Here is a 19,236-nt window from a genome sequence, read left to right as displayed (position 1 = left end):
TTTTAGGTAACTTACTGAACTTGCAAGTAACAGCTTGATTTCCCATGCAGGCTCTAATTACCTCATGAAGCAAATCGTCCAAAAATGTATTCTTGTTTTCTGCTTTTTGAATCAACCAGCGTATTCGCAAGATAAAAAGCTGATATTCAATCATATATCACTGGATGAAGGATTGCCAAATGTCCCGATTAATTGTATTACCCAGGATAGCTATGGCTACATATGGCTGGGAACTACCGAGGGCCTATTTATGTATAACGGCTATCACTTCACCAGATATACATATAATGACTCCACAAGTATTTCTGGCAATTATATCAATGCCATCATTGAAGATGCTGACAAGGATATACTCATTGGTACAAATGGACGTGGGTTCTGTATTTACAATAGAGAAAGCGAACAGTTTGAAGGTTTCTCTCACCGTGATGATGTACCTGGAAGCATTATTAATAACACCGTCAAGAGTATTTTTCAGGATTCGAAAGGAAATATCTGGATAGGTACACTTGGGGGCGGGGTAGACATCTTTGATAAGGAGAAAAAGATCTTTCGGCATTTAACGACACCTGGCAGCACCTACAGTGAACGACACGTCTCCTCTTTTGCCGAAGACAACTCTGGAAAAATATGGGTTGGACACTATGAAGGAGATTTGTGCTATTATCCATCTGCACAGAGCGAACTGGTATGTATGACTGATTCCCTGGAGGAAAAGGTAAACATAGACGGATATTTAAAGTACCTGTATGTGGATTCCAACAACGAGCTATGGATTGGTAGTATTAGTTCGGGTCTCTATAGGTATAACATTGACACAAAACAAGTCAGACACTATATTCAGGGCGATGCGACTGGTGATCTCACAAGCAATATCGTAACTGCCATTCAGGAGCTATCACCTGGTATTTTAGCCATTGGCACTGATGGTGGCGGGTTGGAATTACTCCATACGGATTCAGAAACATTTGAACATTATCAACACAACCCAGGTAATAAAAACGGAATCAGCAGCAATGCCATACACTCGGTTTACATAGATAATGACAAAAATCTCTGGCTGGGAACATTCCGAGAAGGACTGAACCTGGCATCTAAAAATATTGAGAAATTTGTAGCCCATTCAGTACGAACAGATGCAAATGATGGCTTGAGTCAGAAGTCTGTGCTTGCATTGCTGGAAGTGGATAATGAAACCCTTCTGATCGGAACAGATGGTGGCGGCCTGAATATTTACAATAGGCCCCATCAATCCTTTTTGCACCTCAAACACTCACAGGATAATAAAAAGAGTATAGGTGGAAATGTCGTGAAAGCCTTATTTAAAGATTCGAAAGGCTACATATGGGTAGGCACCTATGGCAACGGAATCGATCGATACGACCTACAATCCAATTCATTCGAGCATAATGCCGAAATACCCGGTATACCAGAAGATATAAAAGATGCCAACATCTGGAACATCACAGAGGATCATAATCAAAATATTTGGATGGGCACATTGGGTGGTGGACTTTTTAGGTATAACCTAAATACGAAACAATTCAGACGGTATATTCACGACCCTGAAGACCCGGCGAGTATTTCGCACTTTCAGGTGATGTGCACCTTAGTCGATCACCAAGGCAGGGTATGGATTGGCACAGAAGATGCCGGGCTTGACCGATATGATCCTCAATGTGACTGCTTTGAACATTTCAGCAACCGCCCGGATGACCCTGGCAGTATCCCCAGTAATTTCATTCGGACACTTTTTGAGGATTCCAAAGGCCAGTTATGTATTGGCACGGAAGGAAATGGCCTGGTTATTCTAAAGAACAATGGCACATTTGCCAGATACGATGGAGTATCAGGATTTGCTTCCAACACCGTTTATTCCGTTCTGGAGGATGACCAATACCAATTGTGGCTAGGCACGACGAAGGGGTTAACCAAGCTCAATACTGTTAATGGTACTATTAAAAACTACAGTACCAACAACAACCTTCAGGGCGATTTATTCAACATGAGTTCGTGCCTTCGAACAAGCGATGGCACCTTGTTTTTTGGGGGGATCAACGGGTTCAATGAAATCCATCCAACCCAATTTGAACTGAACAACACTGAGCCCCACCTGGAGATTACAAACCTCCGGATTCTCAATAAGTCAGTCAAAGTGGGGGAGAAGATCAATGATCGAATAGTATTGAAAAAATCTTTAGCCCTCACCTCAGAATTGGATCTGACCTTCAAAGATAAGACGGTATCCCTTGAGTTTGCCGCCATAGACTACACCAACCCCCGGATGATCAGGTATAAATACATGCTCGAAGGATTCGATGATGAATGGAATCTTGTCAATTCGGAGAAACGATTCGCCACATATACCAATTTGCCAAGTGGGGAGTATCAATTTATGTTGCTGGCCGCCGGCCCTGATGGTATCTGGTCTGACAATGTACGCACCCTTACTATCCGTGTAGCTCCACCATTCTGGAATACTCTGTGGTTTCGATGTTTGATCTTCATCGCTTTAGCCATAATGGTTACCGCCTGGTATCGGACCAGAGTGATTAAACGAGAGCGCATATTAAAACAAGAGCGACTGGCTGCTGAGAAGGAAATCATCAAACTGCAAAATGAAAATCTGGAAGCCACCTTAGTCAATCAAAACTCCAAACTTACGACCTCCATTCTGCACATTGCCCACAAAAACAAGGTGTTACGGAACATCAAGGAGGAATTAGAAAATGTGACAAATACCAATTCGACGCCTGTTAAAAACCAATACTTAAGATTGGTCAGATCAGTGGATAGGGAAATTGCCGATGATGAAAACTGGCAACAATTTGAAATTCATTTCAACGAAACACATCACCAATTCATTCAGCGTTTACACGAGAAGCATGCTGGCTTAACCAAATCGCACCTGCAAATGTGCCTCTTTATTCGGCTGAATATTCAGACCAAAGAGATTGCAAACATTCTTAACATCTCAGTACGTGGAGTGGAGAAAAGTCGCTACCGCCTGCGCAAAAAGCTAGGCTTATCTTCAAGTGAGAGTATTACAGATTACCTCCTTACCTTATAACTACACTTCCCGTCTCACCCCCTTCAGTTACTTAGGTTAGCAAATTTAATTGCCTGATTATCAGAGAGTAACAATTCTGTCTATCTTTTGTCGTAGGCCTGAATTTCTGTGCAGGCAATCCTTTCAGCTATCTTCTGCACCATGTTTTACTAAACCATAAACCTAATATTATGAGAAAATCTTCTTCAGTTTTGAAACCCCTCAGGGCATCTGAAATGCATGACCCAAACAAGGTAGCCCGGGTAAACTTATCCAGACACTTACCAGTCAGCCTTATTTGTCTGATAATTCTCTTGTGCTCACAGTTAGAAGTACTTGCTGACCGAGGCAGGCCACATATCAATAGCGACAGTGGCTTCAACCGTTTACTGACCGACAAAAACACTCCGCTTCGTGGAGTAAGTTTGTCTTGGGATGGCGGAGACAATGCAACTCATACCGGCGCGGCTGTTATGCCAACTCAGAGTCAACTCAATGCTCTTTCTACGGTTTACGGACTCAACAGTCTTCATGTGTACCTTGAAATGGATTGCCCGATAGGTGGTCATAATCACGTAGTAGGCCAAAATGCTGCAATTTGCGACCAGTTGGTAGAAATGACAGCCCAAGCTAATCTTTATCTTATTATCACCATTGGATGCGGGAATAACAATGGGCAAATTGCCAGTATGGCATGGGCTCAACAGTTCTGGAATTTCTATGCACCACGGTATAAGGATCGCACCCATGTTATATATGAAACACATAACGAACCGGGTCCTTATAACCCTGCTGCTTGGTCAACTTCCGATTGGGAAAATCAAGTCGTACTTTACAATACGATAAGGTCTAAAGCACCTGATACTCATATTATGACTTGTTCATTTATGTCTTTCAATTCTGGTCGTGAAGCACTGGACGGAATTGGTTACATGCGCTGGAGAGGTGTTGACTTTAGCAATGCTTCAGTTGCCTTTCACGGATATGAAACCATGGCTTCTGTAGATGCGTGTATTTCAGAATTCAAATATGATACAGGTGGTGGCATGACACCAGCTTTGATTTGCACGGAGTTTGACCCAGGTACTTCTTATAGTGGTTTCAACAACATGATAGAAAGTCATCAGTTGGGATGGCTTGAATTTACATTTCTCGGAGCGAGTGATGGTGATCTGCAATGGTTCAAAGGTGCTATGGATGACAATAATGTCGTCTGGACCCCTGATTATGGCAATTGGCCCACAGCCAGTGCCGGAGGTCCCATCGGGCAGACAATTGGGATTAGGGGGAGTAACGGACTATACGTAAGCTCAGAAAACGGCTTATCACCCATGAATTGCGATCGTCAGTCCCCGCAGGAATGGGAACAGTTCACCGTAGTGGATGCCGGCAATGGGCTTATCGCCCTTCGTGGGAATAATGGCCGGTACGTTTCTTCAGAAAATGGACAATCAGGCATCCTATGCAACCGACTGTCTATTGGTGATTGGGAAGCTTTTTCCTGGGTCGATTTTGGGAATGGCTCTTTTGGATTACAAGGCAACAACGGTCGATTCGTCTCCTCAGAAAACGGAAATTCCGAAATGATGTGCAATAGGATTAGTGCCGATATCTGGGAGAAATTTACCTGGGAGGTAGCCTCAGGCGCCAGAGTGACCACAGGTGAAATCGTGAAACTGCAAACTGATGCTGAGGTTAAAATCTACCCAAACCCTGCAGTCGAATCTTTCACTATCGACGCAGTGGACTTTGATCAGGTAAAAGTAGTAGACTTAAGTGGTCGCACAGTCTATTCATCGCTCTTAGAAACCGGACAGCTCAAAGTGTCAAGCTTAAGTTCAGGTGCGTATGTGGTGATACTATCAAGTCCAGAACAAACCATATCTAAAAAGTTGGTTATTAAGTAGTTACCATAAATTCTTGTAGGGTGATCAGAAACTCCGGATCGTTTTCATTCTAATCCGGAGATTCTGACACCCCATCCTCACAACATCTGATAATTACCATTCAATGACTTAAAATCGATCATCATGATTAAAAAAAGATACTTAATATATTTATCCGCACTGTTCTATTTTTTCATTTTTAATCTTCACGGTCAGGATATAAAAGTGATGTCATATAACATGCAACAGCCATACGGAACCAATTGGGACCGTAGAGTTGATAATGCAGCGAGCATCATCAACACACATCAGCCTGATATTTTGGGCACACAAGAGCTACATGGCTATATGCGAGATCAAATCCTGGGCAGGACTTCAGGGTACTCGACCTACGGAATAAGCCGTGAGTGCGATGGTTCAGGTGAGAGTTCATACATTTTTTACAAAACCAATAAATACGATGTAGATTATGCCAACAGTGGTACTTTTTGGCTCAAAGATGACTATTGGAATTGTGGAAGGGGGTACGATCCGGATTATAATAGGGTTGTTACTTATGTACGCTTCAGGGACAAGGCCACCGGAAATCATTTTTATGTTTATAACAGCCATTTTCCTATGGTATCATACCACGGTGCACGCGTTCAGAGTGCGGAACTGCTTTGTCAGCGTGCCATTAATCGAGCAATTAAAGATCCGGTGATTTTTACCGGTGATTTTAACTCCACAGAAGGCGAAATAAATCCTATTGAATACATCAAAAATGGGAGTTCGCTCAAAATGCGTGATACCTATCGCGAGGTATACCCAACGGGCTCGGTCACCACTGGATTTGGTACCCGCCTCGATTATATTTTTATAGAAAATCAAAGTTCCAATTCAACATTAAGCACTTACGTAGTTAACTCACCCGTAGCGTCTGACCACCTACCCATCGTGGCCACTGTAAGGATAGGCGGACATTCGAATTTGCCCATAGGGCAGACTATTTGGCTCCAGAACGGCAATAAATATGTCAGCTCCAATGATGGCGGATCTCCCATTACATGCGACAGACCTTCCGTGCAGGACTGGGAAAAATTCCTGGTAGTGGATGCGGGAGGCGGACGAGTTGCCTTAAAAGGCTCCAACGGAAAGTATGTAAGTTGTGAGAATGGCTATTCAGCAATGACCTGCAATCGCGTGAGCTATGATGACTGGGAAAAGTTTGAATGGGTTGCTGTGAGTTCAGATGAGGTGGCACTCTTTGGGTTTAACAACAAATATGTCTCATCCGAAAATGGTTCAACCTCCGGAATGAATTGCAATAGACATGCCTATCAGGGTTGGGAAGTTTTCAGGTGGGGCACTGCCAACTCATCAGCCAGAGTGGGAGACGAGGTTGTTGAATTGTCGGTTGAAAATAGTTTTTACCCAAATCCCTGTGTCGACAAATTAACATTTGCCAATTCAGAACCCAATGTTTCATTGTCTATTTACAGTTTATCAGGCCACTTGCTCCTGGACAGGACATATAAGGAAGGCAAACATGACATTGATGTTTCGGATTTTAAGGAAGGTATTTATGTAGCTAAGGTGCAGAAAGAGGGTCAGACCCAAACAGTTAAGCTTTACAAGAAATAACTTCAGTATGACCACAAAGATGGTAAATACCATATAAGATGAACAAATGACCAATCCTGAGATGAGGTTCCCTCATCTCAGATGGTCTTTATTCCAGAAGAACTTTGAGCAAAGGCCTGACTAACCGAATAGACGAAACTATCCCTGAGCCAGTTTCTTGTGCCACAACCAGTAGGAGATCAACACAGTCGCAATCGCGACAAACATAATCAGCATGGCAGGTTCAAATCCTCCCACCATTAATCCTGAATACGTAGCTCCGATCAGATCAAAAAACAGTCCTGCATATGCCCACTCTTTGAGGCGGTTAAACTTCGGAAGCACTAAGGCTATGCATCCCGACAACTTGGCCACTCCCAGAAAAGGAAGTAAGTACTCAGGGTAACCCAATTGTGTAAATACCTCCACCCAGTCGGGGCTTTTCATAATGTTCATAATAGAGCCGGGAACCAGAAAAAAAAGGATCAACCCTATAGAAATCCAGTAATAGATGTTAAGATTTTTCATACGTGTAGTGCTGGGATTAAATATGTCCGGTAAAATTAAATTCAACTCATCAATTTGTAAGACATCACAACGCTCTGATGCTTTTACTGTGATTAAAATAGCAAGATATTACCGATTTTCAGGCTCTTGAGTAAAAACTTTATTGCCACATTCCCGATTTACAAATGCACGATCTTCGCTACCACCATTCCGGTATTCGCACTACATTACTCTTCGACCAATACCGGAATGAGGATGGAGCATTCTTCGCTGACTTGACTAAAACCGGAATAACGTTTTGTGGTATTCTAAACCAAATGGCTACCTTTAACATTAAAATTGATTTAATCAAATGAGTGAGCAATCTAACGAAAGCGGTAAGACCGTTGGAATTATTATAATCGTGGTTTTTGCACTAGCCGGACTGGTGGGCTTGTGGTACTGGGTCATGTACAAGCCACAGCAAGAGGCCAAGGAACAGGTGAAGCTGGAGCAGATTGCTAAAGAAGAAGCTGCTAAAAAAGCGGCAGAACTCAAGACTCAGAATAAAATCAAATATGATCAACTGATCAAAGATGCTGACACAGAAATGGGGCAGGAAAACTGGCAAAGGGCAAAGTCTCTGTATACCGAGGCATCATCTCTTTTCCCCAATGAACAGTATCCCAAGGATCAATTAGCCATCGTCAATCAAAAACTGGGCGAATTAGCAGCACTGGAAGCCAGAAGAGCCGCTGGAGTAGTAGAGTCAGTGGCGACACGGACTGGTCGTTTCTACATTATCGTATCCAGCAGTATAGACGATGACCTGGCCATGGACTATGCCAACAAACTGGCTCAGGAGGGGAATGCCGTCAAAATTATAGAGCATGATACTGGCAAGCTGGTCTATTATAGGGTATCCGTGGGTGATTATGCCTCGCGGGAGAAAGCAGAATCTGCCGCGGTAGCCTTCAGCAATCTCTCAGACGAAGTTTGGGTGTTGGGTTATTAATGGACTTTGTATTTCCTGGCTTAGATCAGACTAGCTCATCCTTAAGGAGGAGTCCATTCGGCATAGGCAGTAGTTCATTTATTGGCTCACTCTGGCTTGAATTTTGGGTAAAGTTACCCTTATTAGTAAATTTCAAAATTTTCTGTTGGCACTTTTAAATTAGCAGTTATTGGTCAACTGACCTAAATGGGACCAATGCCGTTATTGGTATTAGAAACAAAAAGCAGCCATTTTTTCAGTCTAATTCCCTAATACTCAACAGACCAAACCTTCATTTCGTAATCTAATTCAACTGTCAGAACCCCATAATTCTGTATATTTATATATAATCTAAGAATCCTTTTCTAGCCCAAAATATGCTATCGCATATCGTTCATAAGCAATTCCCTCAAATACTTATTGGACACATACGTGAGCCTCAAATTAAAGATATATCAACTCTATGCGCAAGAACCGACTCCTCACTAACTGCAAGGCATTTCGTTTCGAAAGCACGGAGCATTTTTCTGCCAAAATTAAGATTGATTGTGCAAATCATAGCCTTTTCAGCTTTCTCAATCACCAGTGGTCAGACCTATAAGTTTGATCATCTTGCCTTAGAAGATGGTTTTACCACCGCTTTTGTAGATGCAATCGCACAAGATGCAGATGGGTTTATCTGGCTGAATACCTGGGAGGGATTGTTTCGATATGATGGATATGTATTTAAACATTATAAGTATTTAGCCAAGGATTCAACCATTATTAATTCCACTGCCCTTCATTTAGATAGCAAGGGAAATTTTTGGGTGGGGACACATACGGAAGGACTTCTTCTTTATAACAAAGAACACGACAGTTTCGATTACGCTGACCTGAAACCGGAAGATTTGACCAGTCTAAGGTCTCATACTATTTCGGCTATACTGGAGGATCATTTAGGTAATTTGTGGATAGGCACCAATGGTAATGGTTTGAAAGTGAGGAGAAATGGCAAGGAAAATTTCGAACATATCCCTTTCAATGATCAAGGAAATCCGAGGAGTGTTAGAGGTGAGAAAGTGCGGATTATTTACGAAGACTCAAAAGGGAGAATATGGGTGGGAACGGGTAATTATTTTGAATCCATGATAAGTGGCGGGTTGAATCGCTACGATCATTCAACTCAAACTTTCCATCATTACACTTATCAGCCACCACAATTCAAGGGAATAAAACCTAATCGAGTGCAATCGATAGCTGAAGATTCAAATAACAATATTTGGATTGGTACCGCACCGGATGGTTTGTATACATACAATGATGAAAAGGATCAACTAGTTGAGTTCAAATATGATCTAAGTCCTGATAAATTAGATGTTATGGCCAATAAAACAATATCATTCATTCATGAACACAGAGAAACAAATACTCTATGGGTTGGGATGTTTGGAGCAGGTATATTGACCATTGATCTCAAATCGTCAAAGGCAACTCATCATCTATTAAACCAAAATGATCGATTTAGCCTGAGCCACAATAGCGTTTGGTGCATCATGGAAGATAGGCAAGGTCTTTTATGGGTTGGGACGGTAAATGGCTTGAACAAAGTGAACCCCAAACTAAAGTTATTCCCAAAATTCAGTACACTGGAAAGTGGAACTTTCTCTCGAATAGCTGATGTGGTGCTATCCATTTACGAGGACTCCAACAAAACACTGTGGATTGGAACACGGGACGGGTTAACAAGGAGTCGGAATTCAGATAACAATTTTCAGAGATTCCGAGAGGACTCATCAAACCCAAATAGTATTAAGGGGAATAGCATTCGTGGAATAACCGAGGATGATTTAGGCTCACTTTGGATTGGCACCAATAAAGGGCTCCACAAATTCATTCCTGAAAGTGAATCATTTAATCACTACCCCTCCAGCGATCAAAACCCGCTTCTTCCAAAAGGAGAAAACATCTTTGATCTGATGACCGATTCAAAAGGAAACCTCTGGATTGGAGCACAGATGGCTTTGAATAAGTACAATCCTTATACTGGCATATTCAACAAATACTATTATCCAGATAGCGTAGTGTGTGACTGTGGAGGCACTCTTTATGAAGATCAGGGGGGTAATATTTGGATAGCGAATGACAATACCGAAGTGATGAAATTCGATGAATCTACTCGAAAATTCACCCATATTTTCGATAGAGAGGTGATGATTTACCAATTCCTTGAAGATTCTAAAAATAGATTTTGGATTTGTTCAAATACCGATGGTCTTGGGCTTTACAATCGAGCCACCGGAGATACAAAATTCTATGGCGTTTTAGACGGGTTGCCAGGAAAGACAATCACGGGAGTAGAAGAAGATGATCGGGGTTATTTGTGGGTAAGTACTAATAACGGGATAGCTCTTTTTGACCCTGAACGTAACCTATTTAAAAGTTTCACTCCAGCCTCTGGATTACCGGTCAGCAGCCCAAAGAATCCCTACAAAAACAAGGATGGCGAGCTGTTTTTTGGAGACGTCAGCGGATTTACAAGGTTTGATCCTGATTCGTATGATTTTGATACCACCGCATCGGACGTGGTGCTCACGCAACTGAAAATATTCAATCAGATTGTGCGCCCCTCTCCAGAGTCAGTGATCAATCAATCGATTTCAGTAACGGAGGAAGTCCGGTTAGCTCATGATCAGAATGATCTTACTTTCGATTTTGTGGGTTTACATTTTGTGGCTCCAAAGCAAAACAGATACAAGGTCAAACTTCAAAACTATGATAAAGACTGGGTTGACCTTGGTAATCAACACTCCACCCGGTATACCAACCTTAGCCCCGGAGTATATGAATTTAAAGTGATAGGAGCAAATAGCGATGGTATTTGGAATGGAAAGGCTTCATCACTTCATATAATTATCGCTCCCCCATGGTGGAAAACCTGGTGGGCATACCTTCTATACGGAACGATCCTCATATGTTTAATATACCTCTGGAGAGTCTATGACTTAAGACGTATCCACTTAAAAAATCAATTAGAATTAAAAAGCATGGAAGCCGAGAAATTGGCCACTATTGATCAAATGAAATCTCGATTTTTTGCCAATATTTCTCATGAATTCAGAACACCACTCACGCTGATTTTAGGGCCTCTGAAGGACTTAATTTATGCTTCTAAAAACACCTCAGAATTAGACCAGTACCACCTTATAAAACGCAATGCTGATCGCCTAAATGTCCTGATCAATCAACTGCTGGATTTATCCAAACTGGAGGCTGGAAGCGTGAAATTGGAGGTGGAACAGATGGACTTGCATGCCTTTCTAAGACCACTATTTGCCTCATTTTCATCGCTTGCGCAAAGTAAACATATTACCTTTCGGAGCATTGTTCCAGAGGAGTCTTTCGAAATGCTTTTTGATGCCGATAAATTAGAGAAGATTATAAGCAATTTATTATTCAATGCTTTTAAGTTCACTCCTGAAGGTGGTGAAGTGAGCGTATCAATAACTAAGGATACGAAACGCTCCGTGAAGAGCAGGGGAGGAGAAAAAGAGTATATTGAAATAGTGGTGAAGGATACTGGACAAGGAATTCCTGGTGATCAGCTGGAAACTATTTTCGATAGATTTTATCAAGTGGATGATTCTCATAAAAGAGCCTTTGAAGGAACAGGTATTGGTTTGGCGTTGACCAAAGAATTAGTGGATTTACACCATGGAAAAATCGCAGTGAAAAGTAAGCCTGGCGTTGGAAGTTCATTCACCGTTCGCCTACCCATTAGTCTTGCTCCCCTGGATCAGGGAGAAAAAGCCAAAATACCTTCAACCAGAGACCACCCTCCCAAGATCGTTTATCAAGCTGAAGAGCATGAAGTGGAGCAGGAGATTGAACTACATGACAATGAAAACATTATTCTGATTGTTGAAGACAATCAGGATTTGATGAAATATATCAAACATCATTTTGAAAATAATGAAAGAATTAATCACCCGAGAATACTTGAAGCAGCCAACGGTCTAGAAGGCCTCACTATGGCAATAGAAGCTGTTCCTGATATCATTATTTCTGATCTCATGATGCCTGAAATGGATGGCCTTGAATTATGTCATCAGCTGAAGAATAATGAAAAAACGAGCCATATTCCTGTTATTATACTCACAGCCAAGGCGGACCAACAGAGTAAATTGGAAGGGTTAGAAATCGGGGCGGATGACTATATAGCCAAACCTTTTGAAGCCGAAGAGTTGATTCTGAAAGTGGCGAACCGTATTGAACAACTTGTTCACCTTAAGAAAAGGTTTAGTCAGTTTATCGAACTTGGGCCAAAGAAAATAAGCATAAAATCGATAGATCAACGCTTTCTGGAAAAAGTGCAACTGATCATAGACGAACATCTTACCGAATCCGAATTTGATGTCAATTCTTTTGGTCAGGAATTAGGAATGAGTCGTTCCCAGTTCTATCGAAAACTAAAAGGGCTAGTAGGACAATCCCCCAATGAACTTATCCGCAACAGTAAATTAATCAGGGCATCTCAACTTATTGAGCAAAATTTCGGAACAGTTGCTGAGGTGGCTTATGCTGTGGGATTTAATAACTTATCCTATTTCACCAAATGTTTCAAAGAAAAATTCCAAAAACTACCCTCCGAATACACCAAATAGAAGCTCACTCTTCCCATGGGGCAGTATAAAACCCATGGCTCAATGATCTCAAAAAGGCTTCAAAAGCCTATTTATTACCATTTGCCCAATCCGTGTTAAGATTTGACCTGTTTGTGGTATAGCTTCTCTGAACAACTACCCAACTTCGTTATGTATAGGTAAATCAAAGCCTACCCTCCATTTGCACATGGAAGTCATTTACGCACACTAAATCCATTTGAAATGAAATCATTATTAACTATTCAATCATTATTGCTTACCATCATCGGATTCTCCCAATCCTTCAGAGCAGACCTGACGAATGTAACCAAAGAGGTGTTTAGTGGTGACTCAGTTACCCAGATCATAAAACTCACCAATCAAAGTGCATCATCTATTTCTCTTGATATTTCCATTCCTTCTGCCAGTAAAATCACTTTTACGAAGGCCAATGGGGCAGATTGGACATTGGAGGAAAATCAAGATGTAATCACAGACAATGTCAAAATCACCCGGCAAAATTCCAGAGGCATTTTCAACGCCGCATTAGAAAATTCCTTTGATAGCTCTTCCCCTGTAGATACAGAATGGGCATTTGGAAAAACAAAAGACCTAAATAAAGAAGACTATTCCTCATGGGTAGAAGCGGTCAATTACGAACCATCAACAATGCTCAATCGGGATATGTCACTACACCTTATCTCTGAGGATCAATATTATGATGTTTTCTGGACGTCATGGACATGTTGTGGAAATGGAGGTGGCTTTTCATATGATCGAACTCGAGCGGTTTATTGGTTGGAGGTTAATGAGGCCACCATTGACATTCCTCTAGATGGTTCAGTTCAAATAATCGTAAAATTGAGCGCGTTAAATCTCACAGCAGGCACTTATTTAGATAGTCTGACTATTACAGAGGCGGCTGACGATGCTGACTCTATTTCGATTGATGTAAGTTTTACCGTAGATGATGCCGCTGGAATATTTTCTTATGCTGATTCAATAGTATTTGGTACGCAATTCATTGATGCTAGCCATTCTCAAACCATCAAAATTAAAAATGTTGGTAGTCTGGATCTGCTGATTACCGAAATTCTAATCAACAATGACGCCTATACCATATCTCCAAACTCGTCAGGAATTGATCCGGGTCAATCGCAGTTATTTGAGGTCACATTTTCCCCAACAAGTGCAATGGATTACTCTGCAGAAATTTCATTTCTTTCAAACGACCCAACGAATTCCAGTATATCAATTCCAGTGACCGGGCTGGGAGTTGAACCCCCTATAATAAATGTCAGTCCGGTTAGCCTCCAGTCAAGTCTGAATACAGGCGACAATGAGGATCAATCCTTTATCATAAAGAATACAGGGAATAGCACATTATATTATGATACCGAGCTGTATGAAAGATCATCATCAGGCCCACTTACTTTTGAGTTACTTAAAAATGACCCAGATGAAGTAGAAACTGGTTTTGATGTGAAAAACGTTTACACAGGGTTTACGAACAATGAAATATTTATTAAGATGGAAAACTACATACCCTTTGAAGATGGTGAGGAAGAAATCATTAAAGAAACGGTTATTGCAATAGATGCTGATCAAAACACAGAAACTGGGCTGGATGTTGAACGGGTCTTCGACTGGGGATTAGGAGTTGAATACGTAATTTATTTTGATTCGGAGTCCTTCATTTTAGCAAAATACAACCAAACCACAGATGAATTTGATGAAATAGGATTGGTTGATTACCAATTCGATCCTGAATTAGGTCAAACGACCTTCACGCTGGAGCGGAGGCATTTGACCGAGAAATTCAATTTTTCTATCCTCATTTCTGAGGGTTACGTGGATCAGATACCTGATACTGGCGCTGGAAACATAGAATTTTCATTTAATCCATCTTGGCTTACTCTCGACAAACTCGATGGGTCAGTAGAAACCGGAGGCGAACAGCAGATCAACGTCAGTATTGATGCAGAGAATTTGTTCGAAGGTAAGTATGAGGCGGTTTTGACCCTGAATAATAATGACCCTATTACAAATGAAGTGCTTGTTGAGGTGAGTTTGGATGTCATTGGATTTGCCAAGTTTGTAGGGCCAGAAATATTAGATTTTGGGGAGACTTTTGTGAATATCAAGGATAGTTTGTACCTGGTGGTGCAAAATCCAGGTACTGCCACACTTACATTAGACCAATTTTCATCTGAATCAGAGGAACTTTCGTTTTCCTCTAATTCACTCACTATCAAACCCTTTGAATCAAACTTTATAACTGTTTATTTAAAAGCCGCCAACATTGGAGACTTCTCCTCAAACTTTACATTTACTACCAATGATGCCCAGGTACTTAGTGCTTCTATTCCGGTGACAGCATCTATGGTGGCACCACCAATAGCAGAACTATCCACCAATACGATTATTTCTTCGGTGTATAAAGGCAACTCCACAACCGAGCAAATATCGATTTTAAATTCGGGTGGAAGTTCTCTTCAATATGAAATCAGTAGACCACTGAGATATGCATTGAGCCTGGATCAGGAATATTATTCGGTAGATTTCGAAAACAGCTATTTGATAGGAGATCTGGACGCCATAACTGTTTCCATGTGGATTTATTTAGCCAAAAGAATAGATTGTGATAACGGCAATAACTGGAGACTTCTTCTTTCAAAGAGTTTATCTTTTGCCACTGGATCTGGCTTTGACATTATTTTAGAAGATAACGCATCATTTAGCTGGAGTCTGGGCACAGAAAATGGGATACTTCGTCATGGCTCAGACTATGAACTTCCGGTAGGTGAGTGGACATTCGTTTCTTTCACCTATGATGGATCAATCGCTAAAGTATTCGCCAACGGGGTAGAGGTTTCGGGTGAATCGGATAACCCTAGTGCAGGTGGGAAAATATTATCTAATTTCAGTCAAATAGCATTGAGCGCTGGCGCTGCGTCATGTCAAGAGAATGCTGGCTTTTTTCCAGGGTTGATAGCTGAACTGAGACTCTGGGATATAGCGCGAACAAGTAATGAGCTTGTGGATGACATGAACAAAAGGTTGGTTGGTGATGAAAAAGGGTTGATCGGATATTGGCTTTTTGAGGAGGGCGAGGGGGATATATCCGCAGATCTGACTGGGAATGGGTATACGGCAAACTTGTACCAAGAAACTGTCTGGACCGAGAACTCCCCGTATAATTGGTTTTCGATCACACCAACAGCGGGCACCATTGAATTCAGCAATGAGAGTCTAGTTTCATTTAACCTAGATGCTTCAGGTTTACAAATTGGGGATTATAACACCGAAATTGTAGTAAATACCAATGACCCTTACAATCAAGAAATACCTGTTAAAATCAATTTCAGTGTAGACGAGCCATTGGGGCTGCCCTATACTGATCAACTCCAAATAGTGGCGTACCCCAATCCCTTCGCAGAAGAGATGACCATTGAATATGAATTAAAGAATGAATCATCTGTAAACATTTCCATCTTTGACGAGTCCGGTCGGCATGTGAGCACGTTGGTAAGTGAATTTCAGACCGCTGGACAGCATCGCGTTACCTGGCACAACTCACAGGCCATAGGAAGTCTAAGCCATGGAATGTATCATGTTTTGATTCAAATGGGGGATGGCAAGACACAATCGAAGCGCATCGTATATTCTACTCAATAATATCAAAAACACGGCAGTAATAGCTGCTGTTTACTAAGGCGACTTGTCTTAAGTGGGCAAGAGAGCGACCCAAAGTGGGTCGCTTTTTTTGTCAATATCTAGCATCCTTGTGTCTGGCCTCTTTATTACTCAATTAGATTGATATCAAAGAGTTGATAAAGTTATTATGTACGGATGCTGACTGACTTATTTATATTAGCGAAATATAAAAACTGCCATGCGAACATTCCTCATCCCAACCATCCTGTTTACCGCACTTTCTCTGGCCGCCCAGGGCCAAATCGATCATTGGGAGAGCGTGATCCTTCCCGGCGATACTTGGAGCTACCAGGTGCCTACTTCCCAGCCACCCGTTGATTGGACTCAAATCGGCTTCAATGATGCTCAGTGGAGCCAGGGGGCCTCAGGGATAGGTTATGGTGATGATGATGACCAAACGATCATCGATGCCACATTGACGGTCTATATGCGACTGGAGTTTACGATTGTCTCATTGGCAGAAGTAGAGCAGCTGCTTCTGGACATGGACTATGATGATGGATTTGTGGCATACCTCAACGGTACCGAGATAGCCCGTTCATTGGTCTCAGGGGAGCCTCCGGCCTTTGATCAGCCCTCTGACGGCCTCCATGAGGCTTTGCTCTATACCGGGGCAGACCCGGAGCGACATGAGATCGACCTGAGCCTTTTGGCTGAAGGCACCAACGTTTTGGCCGTTGAAGTACATAATGAAAGTCTGACCTCATCAGACCTCACGGGCATCCCGACCCTGTCCGTAGGCGTCAACGCAACAACCAGTCACTATCGGAGTGTACCTGACTGGTTTGATGAACCCGTGGAGATGGAGGAGGTAGTGCTGGAGACCTCAAACCTTCCCATTGTCATCATCAACACTGTGGGTGGGCAAAGCATCCCCAATGAACCAAAAATCAGGGCCTCCATGACGATTATTGACAATGGACCGGGAGAGGAAAATGCCGTCACCGACAGTTCCAACCCTGCAAGTCTTGATTTTGATGGCCATATTGAAATAGAAATCAGAGGCTCTTCTTCCAATTGCTGCTCAGATAAGAAACAGTATGCCCTGACTACTTACGATGAAGTCAATGAAAAGGACAATGTGAGTTTACTGGGTATGCCCAAAGAAAATGACTGGATTTTGAATGGTTTCGCCTTTGATCCTTCACTGATGAGAGACTATATCGCCTACCAGTTGTCCCTCAAAATAGGTCAGTATGCATCCAGAGGGAGGTACTGCGAGGTGATCTTGAATGGAGACTATGTGGGTGTCTACGTGCTGCAAGAAAAGCTAAAAGCAGATGACAATCGAATTGACATCAACAAAATAGAGCCAGAAGACAATGCCGGAAAGGCACTCACCGGTGGTTATATTACCAAATCGGACAAAACCGAAGGGAGCGATGTGGCTGCCTGGTACATGGACAATTACTCCGGCTGGCAAACAGCTTTTGTGCATGAGCACCCCAAACCCACCACGGTCACTTCTCTGCAAGACAACTACATTCGGGAAATTTTCTTTAACCTGGAGGCTCAGGCATTGAGCAATAACGATGCACTGAATGGTGGTTATCCATCTATTATTGATATGCCGTCTTTCATCGACTTCATGATCATGAATGAGCTGGCTTCCAACGCTGACGCCTATCAGTTTAGCACTTATTTTCATAAAGACAGAAACGGTAAGCTTCGTGCCGGTCCGGTGTGGGATTTTAACCTGACCTTCGGCAATGACCTCTTTTTCTGGGGCTATGACAGGAGCCATACGAATGGCTGGCAGTTTGATGATGGAGACAATGTAGGGGCCAAATTCTGGACAGACCTTTTCCTTAACCCTACATTCAATTGCTACCTCAGCAAACGCTGGTTGGAACTCACCGCACCAGGGCAGCCTCTTCATCCTGACCAAATCAACTCGTTCATCGATGAGGTGTTCGCTAACACTGAAGTCGCTGCTGAGAGAAATCACGCGAGATGGGGGATAGGCGAAGATCGAGCTGAACACGTCGCCATCATGAAACAATGGGTCATTGATCGGGTCAGCTGGATCACATCACAGCTAGGGAATGGACAGACCTGTGTAGGAGAGTCGGTGCCCAATCTGGTCATTACCAGCATCAACTATCACCCAATGACAGCAGATGGGAAGGACGAGAAAGACCTGGAGTTCATTGAAATCACCAACACTGGCAGCACTACTGTTGATCTCACAGGTGTCTACTTTGGAGGTACAGGCCTGGTGTATCAGTTTCCTCCCAACATCGCATTGGCGGCAGGGCATAGTGTCTTCTTGGCCAATGAAGCCGATGCTTTTAGGGAAGCTTACGGATTCAATCCATATGACGAGTTTAGCAGGAGCCTGAACAATGGAGGACAGACCATCACCTTACTCAATGGCTATGGGATGGTCATAGACGAAATGACCTACAGCGATGAAGCTCCATGGCCCACAGAAGCAGATGGCGATGGTTATTTTCTAAGTATCATTGACCCAAATGCCGATAACAATGACCCGTCCAACTGGAAGGCTGAAAATGTGATCTCAGGTACCCTTTTGGCGAGTCAATCACCAGAGCCGGTTATTTCATTGTTCCCAAACCCAACCTCCGGTCACCTTCAGATTGCTTCCGCTCGGCAACTGGTTACAGTCCAAATGTATGATGTGCATGGAAGGCTGCTTCAAACCATTCATCCCGCCGAGGCATCAGTGGTAATGGATATTTCACATCTTGAAAAAGGAATCTATCTCCTGCAAATTCAAACCAATACTCAAGTGTATAGACGAAAAGTAGTGGTGGAGTAGAAGTCAAAGCGTCATTTCGGTTTACGAGCACAAGTTTGCTTCGTCATTTCCGGTTTGCCAGGCGCGAACAATACCGGAATCTCATCCATCATAACCCC

8 protein-coding genes are annotated in these 19,236 nt (G+C 42.5%); 7 read left to right on the top strand and 1 reads right to left on the bottom strand.

The annotated features are described in order from the left end of the window. The first annotated feature begins 64 nt into the window (after window positions 1–64). The 3 genes from GV030_RS03365 (at window position 65) to GV030_RS03355 (ending at window position 6,558) form a co-directional block, all read left to right on the top strand. The gene (locus GV030_RS03365) at window positions 65–3,070 is read left to right on the top strand and encodes a two-component regulator propeller domain-containing protein (RefSeq protein ID WP_159579799.1); all 3,006 of its coding nucleotides are present in this window, start codon (window positions 65–67) and stop codon (window positions 3,068–3,070) included. A 170-nt stretch (window positions 3,071–3,240) separates the two neighbouring features. Beyond that, the gene (locus GV030_RS03360; protein ID WP_159579797.1) at window positions 3,241–4,956 is read left to right on the top strand and encodes a cellulase family glycosylhydrolase; all 1,716 of its coding nucleotides are present in this window, start codon (window positions 3,241–3,243) and stop codon (window positions 4,954–4,956) included. A 219-nt stretch (window positions 4,957–5,175) separates the two neighbouring features. After that, on the top strand, window positions 5,176–6,558 hold the full coding sequence (locus GV030_RS03355; RefSeq protein WP_221413278.1) for an endonuclease/exonuclease/phosphatase family protein: 1,383 nt from the start codon (window positions 5,176–5,178) through the stop codon (window positions 6,556–6,558). Window positions 6,559–6,696: 138 nt separating this feature from the next. Here GV030_RS03355 and GV030_RS03350 read toward each other — a convergent pair whose 3' ends face one another. Continuing rightward, complete coding sequence (locus tag GV030_RS03350; RefSeq protein ID WP_159579793.1) at window positions 6,697–7,065, bottom strand: DoxX family protein; 369 nt, start codon at window positions 7,063–7,065, stop codon at window positions 6,697–6,699. A 331-nt stretch (window positions 7,066–7,396) separates the two neighbouring features. Here GV030_RS03350 and GV030_RS03345 point away from each other — a divergent pair, with 331 nt between their 5' ends. The 4 genes from GV030_RS03345 (at window position 7,397) to GV030_RS03330 (ending at window position 19,138) form a co-directional block, all read left to right on the top strand. After that, window positions 7,397–8,038 carry an SPOR domain-containing protein gene (locus tag GV030_RS03345; RefSeq protein WP_159579791.1) on the top strand — a complete coding sequence of 214 codons (642 nt, stop codon included), beginning with the start codon at window positions 7,397–7,399 and terminating at the stop codon, window positions 8,036–8,038. A 527-nt stretch (window positions 8,039–8,565) separates the two neighbouring features. Continuing rightward, window positions 8,566–12,660, top strand: coding sequence for a hybrid sensor histidine kinase/response regulator transcription factor (locus GV030_RS03340; protein WP_159579789.1), 4,095 nt, complete (start codon window positions 8,566–8,568; stop codon window positions 12,658–12,660). Window positions 12,661–12,882: 222 nt separating this feature from the next. Further along, window positions 12,883–16,317, top strand: coding sequence for a choice-of-anchor D domain-containing protein (locus tag GV030_RS03335; protein ID WP_159579787.1), 3,435 nt, complete (start codon window positions 12,883–12,885; stop codon window positions 16,315–16,317). Between the two features lie 217 nt (window positions 16,318–16,534). Beyond that, window positions 16,535–19,138 (top strand): CotH kinase family protein, encoded by a 2,604-nt coding sequence (locus GV030_RS03330; RefSeq protein WP_159579785.1) that lies wholly within the window; start codon window positions 16,535–16,537, stop codon window positions 19,136–19,138. Window positions 19,139–19,236: the final 98 nt, after the last annotated feature.

This window comes from Marinoscillum sp. 108 (genome assembly GCF_902506655.1).
Classification (GTDB): domain Bacteria; phylum Bacteroidota; class Bacteroidia; order Cytophagales; family Cyclobacteriaceae; genus Marinoscillum; species Marinoscillum luteum.
The sequence above is the reverse complement of the archived record's forward strand: the minus strand, read 5'-3'. Positions and strand labels throughout refer to the sequence as shown.